The organism is Sporosarcina newyorkensis (assembly GCF_900167515.1).
Lineage (GTDB): Bacteria > Bacillota > Bacilli > Bacillales_A > Planococcaceae > Sporosarcina > Sporosarcina newyorkensis.
The window spans coordinates 38,490-56,264 of sequence record NZ_FUYJ01000006.1; the positions used below are offsets into that span (position 1 = coordinate 38,490).

At 41.9% G+C, this 17,775-nt stretch carries 19 protein-coding genes and 1 riboswitch; of the genes, 5 read left to right on the forward strand and 14 right to left on the reverse strand.

From position 1 onward, the window contains the following. Positions 1–128 precede the first annotated feature (128 nt). The 8 genes from hisC to hisZ all read right to left on the reverse strand — a co-directional run bounded on the left by hisC (position 129) and on the right by hisZ (position 7,180). On the reverse strand, positions 129–1,190 hold the full coding sequence (gene hisC / locus B5D59_RS11915; RefSeq protein ID WP_078818115.1) for a histidinol-phosphate transaminase: 1,062 nt from the start codon (positions 1,188–1,190) through the stop codon (positions 129–131). Next, entirely contained in the window at positions 1,183–1,833 is a 651-nt protein-coding gene (hisIE, locus tag B5D59_RS11920; RefSeq protein WP_078818116.1) for a bifunctional phosphoribosyl-AMP cyclohydrolase/phosphoribosyl-ATP diphosphatase HisIE, read from the reverse strand. Before hisIE ends, hisC begins: the two co-directional genes overlap by 8 nt. Next, complete coding sequence (hisF, locus tag B5D59_RS11925; protein WP_078818117.1) at positions 1,826–2,590, reverse strand: imidazole glycerol phosphate synthase subunit HisF; 765 nt, start codon at positions 2,588–2,590, stop codon at positions 1,826–1,828. The genes hisIE and hisF overlap by 8 nt, the downstream gene beginning before the upstream one ends. Further along, a complete protein-coding gene (gene hisA / locus B5D59_RS11930; protein ID WP_078818118.1) occupies positions 2,577–3,302 on the reverse strand; it encodes a 1-(5-phosphoribosyl)-5-[(5-phosphoribosylamino)methylideneamino]imidazole-4-carboxamide isomerase in 726 nt (241 codons plus the stop codon). Before hisA ends, hisF begins: the two co-directional genes overlap by 14 nt. A gap of 164 nt (positions 3,303–3,466) precedes the next feature. After that, positions 3,467–4,051, reverse strand: coding sequence for an imidazoleglycerol-phosphate dehydratase HisB (hisB, locus tag B5D59_RS11935; protein ID WP_078818119.1), 585 nt, complete (start codon positions 4,049–4,051; stop codon positions 3,467–3,469). Beyond that, complete coding sequence (gene hisD / locus B5D59_RS11940) at positions 4,051–5,331, reverse strand: histidinol dehydrogenase (protein ID WP_078818120.1); 1,281 nt, start codon at positions 5,329–5,331, stop codon at positions 4,051–4,053. The genes hisB and hisD overlap by 1 nt, the downstream gene beginning before the upstream one ends. Then, complete coding sequence (gene hisG / locus B5D59_RS11945) at positions 5,328–5,963, reverse strand: ATP phosphoribosyltransferase (RefSeq protein WP_078818121.1); 636 nt, start codon at positions 5,961–5,963, stop codon at positions 5,328–5,330. The genes hisD and hisG overlap by 4 nt, the downstream gene beginning before the upstream one ends. After that, positions 5,951–7,180 carry an ATP phosphoribosyltransferase regulatory subunit gene (hisZ, locus tag B5D59_RS11950; RefSeq protein WP_176132575.1) on the reverse strand — a complete coding sequence of 410 codons (1,230 nt, stop codon included), beginning with the start codon at positions 7,178–7,180 and terminating at the stop codon, positions 5,951–5,953. The genes hisG and hisZ overlap by 13 nt, the downstream gene beginning before the upstream one ends. A gap of 152 nt (positions 7,181–7,332) precedes the next feature. Between hisZ and B5D59_RS11955 the strand changes: the two genes are divergently transcribed. Continuing rightward, entirely contained in the window at positions 7,333–8,127 is a 795-nt protein-coding gene (locus tag B5D59_RS11955; RefSeq protein WP_078818123.1) for a histidinol-phosphatase HisJ family protein, read from the forward strand. Between the two features lie 531 nt (positions 8,128–8,658). On the opposite strand, the gene B5D59_RS11960 is transcribed toward B5D59_RS11955, so the two are convergent. After that, positions 8,659–9,234, reverse strand: coding sequence for a YdcF family protein (locus B5D59_RS11960; RefSeq protein ID WP_078818124.1), 576 nt, complete (start codon positions 9,232–9,234; stop codon positions 8,659–8,661). A 301-nt stretch (positions 9,235–9,535) separates the two neighbouring features. Then, positions 9,536–10,918, reverse strand: coding sequence for an NADP-specific glutamate dehydrogenase (gene gdhA / locus B5D59_RS11965; protein WP_078818125.1), 1,383 nt, complete (start codon positions 10,916–10,918; stop codon positions 9,536–9,538). Between the two features lie 381 nt (positions 10,919–11,299). Here gdhA and B5D59_RS18240 point away from each other — a divergent pair, with 381 nt between their 5' ends. Then, positions 11,300–11,443, forward strand: a complete 144-nt coding sequence (locus B5D59_RS18240; RefSeq protein ID WP_176132576.1) for a hypothetical protein — start codon at positions 11,300–11,302, stop codon at positions 11,441–11,443. Between the two features lie 48 nt (positions 11,444–11,491). Here B5D59_RS18240 and B5D59_RS11970 read toward each other — a convergent pair whose 3' ends face one another. Further along, positions 11,492–12,775, reverse strand: coding sequence for a glycoside hydrolase family 18 protein (locus tag B5D59_RS11970; protein ID WP_078818126.1), 1,284 nt, complete (start codon positions 12,773–12,775; stop codon positions 11,492–11,494). A 182-nt stretch (positions 12,776–12,957) separates the two neighbouring features. Between B5D59_RS11970 and B5D59_RS11975 the strand changes: the two genes are divergently transcribed. Beyond that, a complete protein-coding gene (locus B5D59_RS11975) occupies positions 12,958–13,593 on the forward strand; it encodes a spore coat protein (RefSeq protein ID WP_078818127.1) in 636 nt (211 codons plus the stop codon). Between the two features lie 92 nt (positions 13,594–13,685). After that, complete coding sequence (locus B5D59_RS11980) at positions 13,686–14,345, forward strand: HAD family hydrolase (protein WP_078818128.1); 660 nt, start codon at positions 13,686–13,688, stop codon at positions 14,343–14,345. 43 nt (positions 14,346–14,388) lie between these two features. Here the strand turns inward: B5D59_RS11980 and B5D59_RS11985 are convergent, their stop codons facing one another. Further along, positions 14,389–15,093: a DUF421 domain-containing protein gene (locus B5D59_RS11985; RefSeq protein WP_139366018.1), complete on the reverse strand. Its 705-nt coding sequence runs from the start codon at positions 15,091–15,093 to the stop codon at positions 14,389–14,391. A 71-nt stretch (positions 15,094–15,164) separates the two neighbouring features. Further along, the gene (gene metA, locus B5D59_RS11990) at positions 15,165–16,073 is read right to left on the reverse strand and encodes a homoserine O-acetyltransferase MetA (protein WP_078818130.1); all 909 of its coding nucleotides are present in this window, start codon (positions 16,071–16,073) and stop codon (positions 15,165–15,167) included. 93 nt (positions 16,074–16,166) lie between these two features. After that, a riboswitch (SAM riboswitch) is annotated at positions 16,167–16,273 on the reverse strand. A gap of 172 nt (positions 16,274–16,445) precedes the next feature. On the opposite strand from metA, the gene B5D59_RS11995 reads away from it, so the two are divergent. Next, entirely contained in the window at positions 16,446–16,715 is a 270-nt protein-coding gene (locus B5D59_RS11995) for an AbrB/MazE/SpoVT family DNA-binding domain-containing protein (RefSeq protein WP_078818131.1), read from the forward strand. Between the two features lie 190 nt (positions 16,716–16,905). Here the strand turns inward: B5D59_RS11995 and B5D59_RS12000 are convergent, their stop codons facing one another. After that, a complete protein-coding gene (locus B5D59_RS12000) occupies positions 16,906–17,217 on the reverse strand; it encodes a thioredoxin family protein (RefSeq protein ID WP_078818132.1) in 312 nt (103 codons plus the stop codon). Between the last annotated feature and the right edge of the window lie 558 nt (positions 17,218–17,775).

The window sequence follows — 17,775 nt, forward strand, 5'->3', positions numbered from 1 at the left end:
TATAGATATACACGACGCGGCAGACTATTACTAGTTCAAACACTTGGTATGACAATGTTTTATGATATTTAAAGTTGTATGCATAAATAAAAACCATTCTAAATCAGAATGGCTTTTTATTACTTTATTCATTTTATCAGTTGCTTCAGCGCTTCCACTAACACTTCCATCTGTTCATCCGTACCGATCGTGATGCGCAAATAGTTGTTAATTCCTTCTTGATCAAAGTGCCTCACCAAGATTCCTCGTTCTTTCAATTGTTCATACAGTACCAAAGCGTCTAGATTCGCCGGCTTTGCAAATAAAAAGTTCGCATCAGACGGCACCACGTCAAATCCCATTTCAATTAATGACTGCACGCACCGTTCTCTTGTCCGGATGATTTTCTTCGTGCTTTCCGAAAAGTATGCATGATCTTGAAATGCTGCAGTTGCTCCTGCCATCGCCAGTCGGTCAACCGTGTAGGAATTGAACGAATCTTTAATCCGTGTTAGACCTTCAATCAGTTCGGGTTGTCCAAGCGCAAATCCTACACGCAGTCCAGCAAGCGCCCGGGACTTCGAAGTCGTTTGGATGACAAGCAAATTGTCATAACGATCAATCAACTTTATTGCGGAAGGACCTGCAAAATCTATATAAGCTTCGTCTATGACCACCACTTGATCACGATTCTGTTGCAAGATCCCTTCGATCACATCGAGATCTGCATAGATACTCGTCGGCGCGTTCGGATTTGGTAAAATTACTCCCCCGTCCGATTGAAAAAAATTTTCCATGGGCAATGTAAAATCTTCATTCAACGGTACTTTTTCAAATGGTATATTGAAGATCTTCGAATAGACCGGATAAAAGCTATAACTGATTTCCGGAAACTTAATCGTTTTTCCCGGTTCGAAAAAAGCCATGAAAGAGAACGCCAACACTTCATCGGAACCATTTCCGACAAATACTTGTTCTTTCGTCAGTCCATATGTATCTGCGATTGCATGTCGCAGTGGATCGGCTGTCGGTGAAGGATAACGCTGCAAAGAATTATCGTCGAGAGCCTTTTGAATCGCCGCAAGCACTTTTGGGCTCGGGGGATATGGGTTTTCATTGGTGTTTAGTTTGATGATATCTGGCTGATTCAATTGCTCGCCCGGAACATAAGGCTCAGTCCGTTTGGCAACTGTGCTCAGAAATCTACTCATTTCGCAACACTTCCTTTTTCGGTCTTCTTTTGCGCAGCACTTGCTGAACGTCTGATAGATCGACATCTAGAATATTCATCAAGACGAGCGTGTGATAGATCAAGTCTGCGATTTCATTGGATACTTCTTCTTTATCTGCATTTTTCGCTCCAATTACCACTTCCGTCGATTCTTCTCCGACTTTCTTCAATACCTTGTCAATGCCTTCATTGAATAAATAAGTCGTATAAGAACCTTCAACTGGATACTCTTTACGATCAGCGATTTCGTCAATCACTTCATAGACAACTTCACGCAAAGATTCCTCCTGCTCCATTGCCTTCGTGAAGAAGCATGTTTTCCTACCTGTATGGCAAGCCGGGCCTTGAGGTGTCACTTGAATGAGCAATGTATCCTGGTCACAATCCACTGAGATCCGCTTTACTTGCTGGCGATTGCCGGAAGTTGCTCCTTTATTCCAAAGTTCTTGTCTCGAACGGCTGTAGAACCAGGTTTCATTCGTTTCTAACGTCTTCTCAATTGCATCTTTATTCATATAGGCGAGCATTAAGACTTCCCCTGTTCGATCGTCTTGCACGATTGCGGGTAGCAAGCCTTTGTCGTCAAACTTAAGGGCGTTGATGTCAAGTGTCATATTAGTCATTCCTCACTGCAATATTTTCTTCTGCTAAATATTCTTTCAGTTCCCGAATATTAATTTCATTAAAATGGAAAACAGAGGCTGCAAGTGCCGCGTCGGCTTTGCCTTTTGTCAGAACGTCTTTGAAGTGTTCAGGTTTTCCAGCGCCGCCGCTTGCGATAATTGGAATACTAACCGCTTCTGCCATCGCATTATTTAAGGCAAGATTGTACCCGTCTTTCACGCCATCTTCATCGATGCTATTAACGACCAATTCGCCTGCGCCCAAGCTCTCCATTTTCTTCGCCCATTCGATGGCGTCAATTCCTGTCTCTTCCATACCACCCTTTGCGTATACCGACCATTCCTTATCGCCTGTCTGACGAATGTCCATCGACAGCATAACGCGTTCCGATCCGTATTTATCAGCAACTTCCTGAATCAATTGGGGATTCGTCAAAGCTGCACTGTTGATGGAAACTTTATTACCACCAAGTTCAAAAATTTTGTCGACATCTTCCAATGTACGGATACCGCCGCCCACGATGAATGGGACCGGCACCTCTTTTGCGATTTCTTCGATTAAATCTAAAAACATACCGCGATTTTTCGTTGAAGCAGAAATATCATAAAATACGAGTTCATCCGCTCCGTCAGCAACATATTTCTTTGCTAAAGTAAGAGGATCCGCTACTTCCTGAACGTCCAGAAACTTTTTCCCTTTTACGACTTTGCGATTGTCTACATCCAAGCATGGAATGATTTTTTTAGTTGCTGACATAGCTGTCGTCCCCCAGTAATTTTTCTAAAGATAATTTGCCTTCGTATAGTGCTTTCCCGATAATCGCTCCATACATGTCTTGTGCAGCAAGTTTCTGAATATCATTCTCCGTCGAAACCCCGCCTGAAGCGATAATATCAATAGAAGATGTTTCGTTCATCACTTGCAGTTCCTCGAAATTCGGTCCTTGCAACATGCCGTCTTTCATAATGTCAGTGTAGACGACTGTTTTGACGCCGATTTTCGCCAGGTCTTGCAACAGATCGACTGCTTTGACGTTGCTTGTTTCAGTCCAACCGTCAGTTGCGACTAGACCGTTGCGTGCATCGATGGAAACCGCGATTTTCTCACCGTATTTTTCTACGGCTTGCTTTAGGAATTCTGGATTTTGAATTGCTGCTGTGCCGATGATGACGCGTGAGACGCCGCTTTCGATGTGCGAGTCAACAATGTCCATAGTGCGGATGCCTCCGCCTACTTGTACAGGAATTATAACGGCTCGCGCGATGGCTTCAATTGCTTTTTTGTTTAGCGAGTCGCCGGTTTTGGCGCCGTCAAGGTCGACAACATGAATGTATTCGGCTCCTTGTCTTTGCCATTCTATTGCCATGTTGGTTGGCGAGTCATTATAGATTATTTCTTGACCGTAGTCTCCTTGGATCAGACGTACGCATTTGCCGCCTCTAATATCGATTGCTGGAAATAAAATCATCAATTAGTCCCCCTAATAGATTAAGTGTAGGTTTCTGGCACCGTTGATCTGCGCTGCAGGCGGACGCTTTCCGATCCGATCAACTAGTGCATATCTCTACTTTGCTTACTTCGCTCATATTCTATTGAAAAATTAAGCCCGAAATAGTATAGAATAATTTCATCTTACAAAGTTCCCTTAGTAGAAGGAACGCCCTTAATTTCCGGGTTGATGGTGCTGGCTATGCGCAAGGCGCGGCCGAAGCTTTTGAATACCGATTCTATGATGTGATGTGTGTTTTTTCCATAGTCTAAGTTGATATGTAATGTGACGTTAGCATGGCTTGTGAAGGCGATGAAGAATTCTTCCACGAGTTCGGTGTCGAAGTTGCCTACTTTATCTTTCATTCCGTCGACGTTAAAGACGAGGAATGAGCGGCCGCTGATGTCGATGGAGGCTGTGGATAGGGCTTCGTCCATTGGTGTAGATACCATTGCAAAACGTTCGATTCCTTCTTTGGTACCGATGCATTTATTGAAAGCTTGTCCGAGCACGATGCCGACATCTTCTACTGAGTGATGCTGGTCGACTTCGATGTCGCCGTCACATATCACAGTTAAATCAAATCTTCCGTGCTTCGCGAAGGCAGTCAGCATATGGTCGAAAAACCCGACGCCTGTCTGAATCGTTGTCTTGCCTGTGCCATCCAATGAAAAGTCCATTTCGATGGATGTTTCGCCTGTTTTACGTGAAATTTGTTGTTTGCGCATTAATATCCTGCCTTTCGTACTTTGATCGAGTTGGCGTGCCCTGTCAGTTGTTCAGACTCAGCTAGAATAATGATATCATCCGCCACCTCAGCCAGTGCGCTTTCCGAATAATAGATTACACTGGACTTTTTCATAAAATCATAGACACCTAGAGGGGAAGAAAATGCCGCTGTACCGCTTGTAGGCAAGGTGTGATTCGGTCCTGCCATATAGTCTCCGAGGGCTTCCGGTGAATGTTCACCAAGGAAAATCGCACCTGCATTGCGAATCGAAGCCAAATGCTCCATTGGATTATCGATCATCAGCTGTAAATGTTCTGGTGCCAGTCGATTGACAAGTTCAAATGCTTCTTGCAATGTGTCGACAAGAATGATACGTCCAAATTGCTCAATCGATTGCGTCGCAATTTCTTGACGGTCTAGTTGTGCTAGCTGGCGTTCGATTTCTGCTACAAGTTTACTTGCAAATACTTCACTCGTTGTGACACAAACTGCTGCTGCTCGCTCATCGTGTTCTGCTTGCGACAGCAAATCCGCTGCTGCGTAGATTGGATTTGTATTGTCATCCGCCACGACGCAAATTTCGCTCGGGCCCGCAATCATATCGATCGCGACGTCACCAAATACCCATTTCTTCGCTCGTGCTACATAGGCATTACCAGGTCCAGTGATTTTGACGACTTTATCAATCGTCTCTGTTCCGTATGCAAGAGCCGCGATCGCTTGGGCTCCGCCTACTTTATAGATTCGATCGACACCTGCTTCTTTCGCTGCCACCAAGACGTGAGGATTTATTGTCCCATCACGCTGAGGTGGTGTAACCATGGAAATTAACCCGACACCGGCGATTTTTGCAGGTAATGCATTCATTAGTACAGTAGAAGGGTACGCCGCTTTTCCGCCTGGTACGTAAATACCGACACTATCAATAGGCGTTACTTTCTGACCGAGCACGATGCTTTCATTCGGATTCAAAAACCAAGATTGTTCTTTCTGGGCTTCGTGATAGCTTGTGATCCGTTGCTTTGCTGACCGCAGTGCATGATAAAATTCTTCGGATACTGCTTGTTCTGCTTCCTGGATTTCCTCTTCGCTGACCATCAAGTTATCTAGTTTTACACCGTCAAAGCGCTCGGTGAAATCAAGAACTGCTCTATCGCCTTCCAAACGGACTATTTCTATAATCGATAAGACATTTCGATCGAATTCCAAATCTAGCTGACTCGAATCACTTCGTTGCAGCAACTCTTCCTTAAATTCAGTTCCGCGAATCGTTTTCATGCGCGCACCTCCAGTCCTTCTTTCATATCTTTTATGAACTGCTGGATGTCCGCAGTTTTCGTTGCATAGCTGGCTTTATTGACAATTAAACGCGCACTGACTTCAGCAATTTCTTGCAGTACAACAAGCCCGTTTTCTTTCAAAGTCGTCCCCGTCTCGACAATATCAACGATGACGTCTGACATACCGATCAACGGTGCCAGTTCGATGGAGCCGTTCAATTTGATCATCTCTGTCCGAATTCCTTTTTTATCAAAGTATTCTTTTGCCACTGCTGGATATTTAGAAGCGACCGTTAAAAATGGCATCTCATCCACTGGTGTTCCCGGGAACCCGGCTACTGCGAGTTTGCATCTGCCAATGCCTAGGTCCAGTAATTCATAGACATCACGCGGATCCTCCATCATGACATCCTTCCCTACTATACCGACATCGGCCGCTCCATTTTCCACATATACCGGTACATCTACGGCTTTGACAAAAATGAGTTTGATCGTTTGCTTGTCATCATAAATGACGAGCTTTCGACTTTCATCTGTGAAATCCGAGAATCGAACGTCTGACTTTTCAAGGAAATCCATCGCTCTGTCCGCCGTGCGCCCTTTCGCCATGGCAACTGTTAAATAGTCCATTCAGGTACCCCTTTCTTGCGTACAATCAAGTCCAGCAAATGTTTAAAATCTACAAATTCTGTTGTCTCTTCTTCTATCAGTTGATTCTGCTGTTGCGTGAGATGAATTGTATAAAGACTATCTTGTATTTGAAGCGGATGCTTCATTGGTTTAGATATCACGCGATATTCCCGCTCTCTCAATTCATTCGTTATGTCGATGGCGTATTTCATCCGGCTTTCTTCATAGAAAACCGTTATATCTATGCTATAACGCTCGGTCAACTCTTTATGCGTCGCGGCTTTTACTAAAGAATCAATTTCGCAAGCAAAACCGACAGCAGGTAATTTGATACCAAACTCTTCACTTAATGCATCGTATCGACCACCCATCAGTACAGGTTTACCGAAGTTTTCGACATAACCTTGGAAGATAATGCCTGAATAATAGCCCATATGATTGATCAAACCAAGGTCGATGACGATATGTTTTTTTAATCCATATAGTTCAACTATTTTATATGTTTCCTGCAAGTATTCGATGGCTTGTTGTACCGAATCGCTGACTTGAAGATTTAGTAGTCTTTCAAACACATGAGCCGGTGCACCGTATAACAGCGGCAATTGTTCGAGCACCTCTTTGACAGTTTGATCTATGGACAATTGTTCTAGGAAAGGACCGATTTCCACAATATTCTTTGCTTGAATCAATGTCTTCAATTCAGCTGTCTGCTCGCATGTCAGTTGCAGATCCGCAATCAATTCAGTAAAAAATCCAGCATAACCAATTTCTATTTTCACATCCGAGAAGCCTACGTCTCTCAATGCGTGGCAGGCCAGCATAATCGTTTCTGCGTCAGCTTCTGGAGAACTTGGACAGTAGTACTCCACGCCTGCCTGAGTCTTGCCGATTTTTTCGTTTTCCTGAAAGGTTTGTCTAAAAACTTCTTGGACATAATAGAAACGCATTTCTTCTGGCAAGTTGCCGTTTAGCTGAACAAGTTGCTGAGTTAATGGAATCGTTACATCCGGCCGTAATACTAGTACTTCGCCCGTGTAATCAATCACTTTGATCATCTCATTTTGATTGATCGACGTACGCACATTCGAATACAGATCGTATCGCTCAAACGCAGACGTTTTGATCCGCTTGTAACCATATGTAGTGAAACGTTTGCTCAACGTCCCGATGATCTTTTCATGTTTCTCATGTTCATTCGCTAGAATTTCAGAATACAAAATAGTTCTACCGCCTTCCGTCCGTTCAATACTTCACTACTTTACTACGCTAAAGTTAATTATTACTATACTGCTTATAAAAGACGTTGTCAACTGTATGTCTCATTATGGTTCTGTTACACTATGTAGTATAGAAAAGGAGACATGAGATTATGTTTGATTATCATATGCACAGCGCATTCTCTGCAGACTGCGAAATCCCAATGGAAGAAATGGTCAAGACATCCATAGCCAAAGGACTGAGCGAAATTTGCTTCACTGACCATGTCGATTATGAATATCCAGACGACACAATTACATTCGACTTTGACAAACACGCATACGCTGAAAAAATCCGGCAGCTCAACCAGCAATTCCATGGACAGCTAACGATCAAAAAAGGAGTCGAAATCGGTCTCCAGCCTCATTTATTGGATCGTTACGAAAAGCTAATGGATGAGCATGCTTTCGACTTCGTCATCTGTTCACTACATACCGTTGAAAACAAATCCCTTCATTACCGCGAGTTATTTGAAGATCGCACTGTCGAGGATGCATTCGAAACGTATTATCGAGAATTGCTCTATTGCGTGCAGAACTTTAATCGATATAGCGTATTAGGGCATGCCGACTTGATCAAACGCTACACCGATCAGCCACCAGCGCATCTTTTTCACGACGCGCTTGAGCAAATCTTCAAAACGATCATTCCTGAAGGCAAAGGCATCGAACTCAACACGTCAGGCTCGCGCTATGGATTGCCGCACAATATGCCAAGCACGGATATATTGAAGCTCTACAAACAATGCGGAGGTGAAATCATTACTCTTGGTTCCGATGCTCATCGAACGACTGATATCGCTCATGAATTCAAAGAGTCACTTGAACTCTTTCAATCGATCGGCTTTAACTATCTTGCAACGTTTAAAGACGGCCAACCTGACTTTCATGCAATTTCTTCTTTATAAGCGAAAAAGGGAGACTAGGACAAAACTAAGTTGTTCATAATGAAAGACGAACGATCACAAAAAACACAAATAGGTTACTTAGTGTGCGGTCAGGGATTTCCCCTCCAGGCCGGGATGCTTTCCGGCCAAATCCTACATTTTGTTCGGTAGGAAAGTTGACTTGGCCCCAAATACAAAAAGTTTGGCTATGTTCAATTTTGAAACATAGAAACCCAGTGCTTAATCCGTATTTTTTGGTATTCAATAATGTAAAACTGCTATCAAACTGCCTTGTATACAAAAATTTGGATTGAAGTTGAGGTCAGGGCGAAAGGCGAAGCGTTAGGATCACAGGTTTTCCGAAGCGGACGAGGAGGCTCACCTGCGTCCCACGGAAAGCGACCCTGCCCGCAGCGGAAATCCCATAGGCAGCGCCGAGTCTACAGTTTCTTTATATAGAAAAAACCAAACTGTATTACAAAACTATGATTAAATGTTTTGTAAACGTTCGGTTTTTTTATCGCTTTGAATCCTTTTGTTCCGGCTACTTTTTCATTTTCTAAAAATCCACGTCTTAAACAAAGCCAAACGTTCGCGAATCCACACCTTCGTTTTGACAATTTCGGGCGTCCTGGCTGTCACTACATCGGTCTCCCACCCTAATTGCTTTGCTAAAAACCGTGCCCTCGCCAAATGAAAATCACTACTAATAATCGTCACGCCAGCCAATTCAGGCAGTAGTTCTTGCGTATATTTCAAATTTTCATAGGTGGAAGTGGACTGATCTTCAAGCAACAACCGCTCTTTTTCAATGCCTTGCTGAATCAAATAAGTATACATAGCCTGAGCTTCACTTAATGCCTCATCTTTACCTTGTCCGCCCGACAATACCAATTGAACGTGCGGAAAACGTTTTGCATACTCCGTTGCTGCCTCTAAACGATAACGCAGCGATAAAGATGGCTCTTCTCCATTCACTTTCGCTCCAAGAACCACCGCATATTTATACGAACCATCTGCTGTATGCTGTTGCGCTTCTTTCATCCTTTCTGCTGGTATCAACCAAAACATCATCAGCCCCGCAAGTAACAACGCTGCAACTATTACTATACCTATAAGCTTTTTCATTCACTCGCCCCTCTTCTTCAACAGTTAGACGGAATCAACTGAAGAAGAGTTCCAACTATTCAATACCTATATAAACTGAAATTAATAACTTACATTTGAAGTAAAACGTATAACATGTTGATTTCCGTTCTAAACGGACGCTTTCTTCCACTCCAATCAACTGAGTATCCATATCTGAACAAACTTATGTTAAAACTTTAATTCAACATACCTATCTATTCAATGATAGATAGATATGGTTTCACCCCTTATAAAACAGAACAGACACAAGGACCAAATCCCTGTGTCTGTCTCTACTGCATTATCGAATTCCGTGCGCTACCATTGCGCCGGCTACTCTTAGGAAACCAGCAATATTCGCACCCATCACTAGATTACCAGGCTTGCCGAATTCATCTGCTGCCTTTTTACAATCGTTATAGATATTTTGCATAACTTCTTTCAAATGTTCATCCACTTGTTCTGCCGACCAAGATAAGCGTTGGCTGTTCTGTGACATTTCCATCGCAGAAACTGCGACCCCGCCTGCGTTGGCAGCTTTTGCCGGAGCAAATAAAACATTATGCTCTTGGAATATCTCGATGGCTTCGATTGTACAAGGCATATTTGCGCCTTCCCCAACCGCCTTCACACCATTCGCAATCAGCATATGTGCTGCAATTTCATCAATCTCATTTTGTGTCGCACATGGAAGAGCGATATCACAAGGTATTGACCAAATTGCGCTGCAATCTGCATGATACTCTGCTTCCGGACGTTCTTTCGTATATTCCCAGATTCGTTTATTGCCAAATTCCTTCAACTCTTTAACCAAATCTAGATCAATTCCATCTTTATCATAGATATAGCCATCAGAATCACTACATGCTACGACGTTTGCACCAAGCTGCATTGCTTTTTCCATAGCATACGTGGACACGTTCCCTGAACCTGATACGACCATCGTCTTTCCATCCAATGTAAGTCCATTCTCTTTAAGCATTTCATCAACGAAATAAACTGTCCCATATCCAGTAGCTTCTTTACGTCCCAGACTTCCGCCATGATCCGGATTTTTCCCTGTCAGGATGCCAGCTTCATAGCCGCCTTTAATTCGATTATATTGACCGAATAAATAACCTATTTCACGTTTCCCAACGCCGATATCCCCTGCCGGCACGTCAATATCAGGACCAATATGCCTGCTTAATTCCGTCATGAAACTTTGAGTAAAACGCATGATTTCACGATCCGACTTGCCTTTAGGGTCAAAATCAGAACCACCTTTACCTGCCCCAATCGGCTGACCAGTTAACGCATTTTTAAAAATCTGCTCGAAAGCCAAAAACTTCATAATACTAGTATTTACTGACGGGTGAAAACGTAATCCGCCTTTATAAGGTCCCAGATCACTGTTAAATTGTACACGGAATCCTCTATTCACATGCACTTTCCCCTGATCGTCTTCCCAAGCTACGCGGAATGAAATGATTCGTTCAGGTTCTGTGATCCGCTCAAGAATACCATTTGAAATAAATTCGGGATGCTTAGCAAAGACAGGACGGAGGGAATCAAAGATTTCTCTTGTCGCCTGCAGAAATTCCTTTTCGTCAGGATTCCTTTTCTTTACTAATTCATATACTTCATGAACATAATCGTTTGCTCGTTTACGATTATTAAATTGGATTTCATCTATCTTTGTCATTTGCGCCCATCCCTTTCCCTGGTGTTATTCGAAATACATCGACTGAGTAGTCGCTCACTTTACTCAGTAGAAGTTATCCATAAAGGACGAGTTCTACTGAATAAATTGAATTTCTAATGAATTGAATTTCAATTGTTCGAAATATTTCTTTGTATTCCAATATTATTACTGAAATCAAAGCAAGATACAAGAATTATTTGTAATTTAAGCAGAATGCTTTTACTTTTGTGTCAATTTTATGTATTAGAACTAACTTCTTCATTTACAGTTGACTGAATATAGTGTATTATTAATCTATTCAAACAATCAATGTGAAGCGGTTAGTTTAAGAGCATTCGCATGAGCGGGAGAACCAATACGAAAAGAAAGAGGCGAAGCACCATGACAAAGAAAAACAATCCAATACGCTCCATTTTAGGAGCCAATCTGCTCCTTATCATGACTTTTGCTTTCCTACCTGCTTTACTCGTAAATCCGGATATGGATGTTTTCCAAAATGCGATGAAGTTGATTACTAACGAATAGACGATCACGTAAATGAGCCTTTCCTGAGTTTAGGGAAGGCTCATTTTTTCACCTTTTGCGAATGGTAAACCGATCTTCCAACAGCAACCAATTCTGCGGGAAAGCCAAGCCAAGCTTCCAGTACATAATCCCACGCAACCTAAATTCTTTCAGCAAATCAAATTTCGCATTGATGCTTCTTGCGTCTTCAAACCACACTTCATGTTCAGTTCCTTGTTGGTCATAGTACGTAAAGTGAGGAGCTTGAGCTACCGCATCGTATTCAATTGAGACTTTTTCATTGATGGCTAAATTTGTTGCCATTCTTGGACTCAAGGCCACAGCCGGCTTACTATCAGCTTGCCCGAATGGGGCGGACCAATCATAGCCATATAAATTTTGTCCCAAGAAAATCTTATCGCGTGGAATTTGGCTCACTGCATATTCAACGACTCTCCTGACAGGACCAATTGGACTGACAGCTTGCGGAGCGCTATACGTATATCCCCATTCATACGTCATCAAGACAACAAAATCACAGATTTCGCCATGTGCTTTATAATCATGGGCTCCATATATACCCGTCGTCACTTCTCCTGCTTTCGGAGCAAGAGCCGTCGAAATTGTTAATCCTGCCTTATGGATTTGATCGCGTGCATTGCGCAATAATTGATTATATAATTCACGATCTTCCGGGAATAATAATTCAAAGTCAAAATGAATATCTTTATAGCCTATCCTGTTTGCCGTCTCAATTGCATTTTGAATCATCCGATTTTGCGCGGCCTGATCGGTAAATAGGGCGTGGGCCAGATCAGCGCTGAATCCATAGTTTTCTAAGTTGGTCAACACCATCATATTTAATGCACCTGCATTTTGGGCGATGGTCGGAATGTCATCAAGGGGTGGTTCTTTAAGTGAGCCATCACGTTGGACTTCATAGCTGAACATTGCCAAATATGTAAGCTGTCCGACGCGTTGTCTGACTTCCGTGATCATCTGTTGGCTTACCGGATTGCGGGGCTCCACGTATAATAGAGAGTCGATCGGCGTCTTAGGCGGTTCAGGAATGTAAAGACGCTGACCTACCTGCAAAATGCCCGCCGGATTAATATTATTAATCTGTGCGAGCCGTTCGACTGATAGACCATGAGTCTGCGCAATCCTATAAAGACTGTCTCCAGGCCGAACCCAATAATATGTTCCAACAATCGGTATGACTAACGCTTGTCCAATCGCTAACTGCGAGGCATCTTCCAATTCGTTCGCTTGTGCAATTTGTTCATAGGGAACACCATAGATGTTTCCAATTATAAAAAGACTCTCACCAGGTTTCACTACATGAATCTGCATGTGACTCCACTACCTTTCTCATGTTCTCTAACCAAGATATGGTGGAGTCAATGGAAATATGCTTGTTTTCCGAAGTCCGTAAATCTTCGAGTAGTCCATAGACCATACTTCGTATTCCAAATGCATAATTTCACGAAACCTCCTCATACTACCGTTGATGTAAATGACTATTAAAGGAGGATATGTATTTGACTAATCAATTCGAAACATCTCAACACATGCACGACGGAGCAGTCCCCCCCTCTATGAATCATGGCGGCCATGAACTTTTTGACGTTCACGAAGTATTGAACACTGCAGTTGGTGCATTGAATCAATCCATGATTCTTCGTCCGCACGTAAAAGATCCAGAACTCTTAGATATTCTGGACCGACAGTACCGTTTTATGCTTGATGAATACAATATTACGGTTGAATGTTTCAAAACAGGAAAAGACCCATCACACCCTACGCAGAGTTATCAAATGAAAGTTGGCAGTGATTTTGTCTATGGCATGAAGGAAAAGGCGCCTTCAAAACCAATTCAATCGACAAACGAAATATCTGATGAAATCATCTCCGGCTTTTTGCTCGGTTCTGCAAAAAAAGGGGCCACTGGGAAAGCAGCTGCTGCTTTGGAGACGTGTAATCCAGTCGTTCGTCGTGTGCTTGCAGACTCCATACCCAACTGTATAGAAATGGCGTATGAATTGTCGATTTATCAAAATAAACATCACTATTATCAAGTCCCTCAGTTGAATACTCAGGACATGAACATCCTACTCAACTCATTTGCCCCCTCGCAAGGACAACCCAGCATGCCAAAAAACCTTCAATAACCAGCTAAAAGCAGACTTTTGTCTGCTTTTTTGCTTTCTCCCTCATTGTATTTGTATACTGTAAGAATACAGACAAATGAAGGGGTGTATTTATGAAAGTTGCCATTTTTGACTTTGACGGCACGTTGTATACGAAAGAAACCTTTAAATTGCTTATGGAGCAATTGAAGAAACACCCGAGTTACCAGCGTTATTACGGAAAATTCTACAGATCGATTTTACCTTTATATATCTGTTACAAACTAAAATTACTGCCTGAAACCGAAATGAAAGAACGATCCATGAAGCTGTATTTGAAGGCTCTTGAATCTTTAACAACTGCACAACTAGAACAATACTTCGAAAATATGCATGAAGAAATGTTAAACGATTTCAATGAAGATGTCGTCAACAGATTAGCTCGACATCAAGCAGAAGGTCATCATGTATTGTTAGTTTCTGGTGCTTATACTCCCTTTTTGACTGCAGTCACGAGCCATTTGTCATTCGATCGTATTATCGGTACTGAAATCCCTTCATGCGGCGAACAGATTACGATGGACCAACCATTTCTACATATCCAAGGAGAGCGTAAAAACGAACAAATCGAAAAAGCACTTCAAGGTAAATCGATTGATTGGGAGAACAGCTTTGCTTACGGAGATAGCATCTCCGACTTGCCTGTGTTAGAGCAAGTCGGCAATCCTGTAGCCGTCAGACCCGATCCGAAACTTGCAGCCATAGCAAACCAACGAAATTGGGACATTTTATGATGAAAGCTGAAAAGCCCTGAATTCGGCTTCAGGGCTTCAAGCTTCAAGCATTCTTCAATGTATTAACATATAAGTTTCCATCGGTTTGAATTTCTGCATACAGCACATGCTCCGGCTTTCCGATGCCTTGCAGTTCCAGTTGTTGTTTCAACCATACATCAGTCAGCTTCAATTCACGCATATTTTCCTCTTGTACTTTTCCGTCGGTAATAATTTCGGTCGGAATATATTTAGGTTTAGGAGAAGCCACTTTGACATCTTTTTTCGTCGCCTTCTCTTCGCCCGGCTTAAGCATTATGCTCAAGTTTCCATTCGTTTCGAAAATCGCATAATTGACATCTTTCATGGAAAAAACGGCTTGTTCCCGAAGCATCATATTCAATTCATTGAAATTCAAACGCAGCTTACTTAACGAGCCTTCCACAATCTTTCCATCCTGAATTACGATGATTGGCTTATCATCCAGCAGGACACGTAGTTTTTTTGATTTAAACGTTAAATAATTGGCAAGTATCGTCAATACTGCCCATAGGATCATACCATATAACCCATTTAAGAACGGCGTCTCGGACTCCCCTGCCAAATTGGCGGCAATCGAACCGATCGTGATACCTGTCACGTAATGGAAGAAAGTCAATTGAGATATTTGTTTTTTTCCCATGAACCGGGCCAGGATCAGAAGGACGATAAAGGAAATAACAGTCCGCAAAGTCATTTCCCAAAAAGACAGCTCCAAAAACTCATCCATATTCACAACGCACACCTCCATTGAGTGGAGTATGTGTGAAATGCGGGAAACTATACTTTCATAAGCTTATTTCAATCCCAAACGTATGGCGTTGCTTGATAGACATAGTAGTTCAACCAGTTCGAGAATAACAAATGTGTATGTGAACGCCAAGTATTCATTGGTTCTCTCGTCGGATCATCATTCGGGAAATAATTTTCAGGTACATCAATATCCAATCCCTTTTGGACATCTCGCCCGTATTCTTCAGCCAATGTATGTGCATCATACTCTAAATGTCCTGTCACCATTATGTTTTTTTCATCATTAGAAATCACAATGAATGCACCCGCATCATCCGATACAGATAGCAGTGTCAAATCCGGATGCTTCTCAATTTCTTCTATGGAAACAGCCGTGTGACGTGAGTGAGGAGCAACAAATACATCGTTAAATCCTCTTGCCAAATTGACTGTTTGGTCCGTGATATCGTGAGAAAAAATCCCAAAACATTTCTTCGGCAACTCAAACTTATCAATGCCGTAATGATGATAAAGTGCGGCTTGCGCGCCCCAACAAATATGCAAGACAGAGGTCACATTGGTTTTTGTCCACTCCATGATTTTCTCTAATTCCTTCCAGTACACTACGTCTTCAAATTGCATATGTTCAATAGGTGCTCCTGTAATAATCATGCCGTCAAACTTGCGCTCTTTCACGTGTTCGAATGTTGTATAAAACGTTTCCAAATGAGTTTGACTGACATTTTTGGAAACATAGGTCGCCGTATTTAAAAACGTCACGTTTACTTGCAAAGGCGTATTACCAAGTAATCGTAATAATTGAAGTTCTGTTTTTTCTTTTTCAGGCATTAAATTCAGAATCAAAATGTTCAGCGGCCGAATATCTTGCTCCGTCGCCCGATCTTCATCCATGATGAAGATTTTTTCTTTCTTCAGTAACTCACCTGCAGGTAATTGTTTCGGTATATTAATCGGCATATTTCTTCCCCCTTGGCTATTCATTCGGCCTGTTTTTACAAAATAAAAAACCTCTTTTCCTGTAGATAAGAAAATGAAGGTTTAGGACCACAGTTCTTATCTCTCAAGACAACAATCTTGTTGGAGGTAGCACCTTCCTGTTTACACAGAGGTTGCTGAAGCTTCATCAGGCCAAATCCCTCAGCTTCTCTTGATAAGTAGTATTTAGTTAATATCATTTCACGAAAATGATTTACTGACTATTATAACATTAATAAACTAATTGTATAGTCAAATTTTCAAATAGTTCTGCTCATTCCAATCTCGTAAATTGTAGACCGGAAATATTTGTGTATAATAGGAACTACCAACTACTTTTTAAAGGAGGAACTCATGAGATCTTTAGGCATTGTTCGCAAAGTAGACCATCTTGGCAGAATAGTTATTCCGAAAGAACTACGCAAATCTTTGCAATTAGATAAAGGCGATCCCATTGAAATTTTCGCAGAAGAAGATCGAATCATTTTGAGAAAGTATCAAGTGAATAAGGCATGCTTCATTACTGGTGAAGTAACGAACGAAAACAAAGAACTATCAAACGGATTATTCATAAGTCCTCAAGGCGCGAAAATCCTTCTCGAACAATTACAGGATTATGTTTAAATAATAACAAGCCAACCATCTCCTCGGATCGTTGGCTTGTTAGCATACATCAAAGTAATAAAATTTGGTTGACTTCAGAGTGAAAAGCGGAACAAGTGAATATAAGTTTGTAGCCCGGAGATTGGCTCCCCGCGGAAAGCCATCCTCCCGGAACCTGGATCAACGGTTCTTATACCCACTCACCCTCTGCTCACAAACTATTGATAAACTCTTCAATCTCCTCTTTCGTCTTGCGATTCTTACTGACAAAACGGCCTGTTTCCTTGCCTTCACTGAATGCGATAAAGCTTGGGATGCCAAATATATCGAGCTGAGTGCACAAGTCAATAAACTCATCTCGGTCGACATAAATAAATTGGTACTCGGAAAATTCCGTTTCCAGTGTTGGTAAAAACGGCTCGATCACTCTGCAATCAGGACACCAATCTGCAGAAAACAAGAAAATCACTCGCTCTTCTTGCTTCAATTGTTCGAATCGCTCGAAGGACTCTAAGTTTTTCATCTTACATTACCCCTTTACTTGAATAGTATGGCACTACTATAACATTGATTGGCATATATCTTCTCTTCTCACGACTTATGCTATTTCCTAATACTCCATAGTAAAAGTTACTTATAATCCGCTTTTATCTCTCAAACACGAACGTTCACAAATCATTCAATAATTTACGTTCGCCTTTATTAGTTTTTCATTTTTTTCCGAAAAGTAATTGACAATTACTTTTGACGTGTTATGATTAGTTCAAATTTAATACACGCAAAACAATTTTGACGAAGACATACCTTCCTGTAAAAGAATTTTCTAGAGAGCTGATGAATTGGTGAGAGTCAGTAAATTCTTGGGATGGCGGCACTTCCGAATTGCTTGGCTGAATAGTTCAGTAGGCCAATCCGTCACATGCACGTTACGCATGCTGAATGAAGGCTGCTTTTGCAGCAAAACAAGGGTGGTACCGCGTTAGTTTATTGAGCTTTTCGCCCCTTACGTATGTAAGGGATGGAAGGCTTTTTTATTTTTCCTAAAAGGAGGTAAGCATAGAACGTACATATGGGATCAACT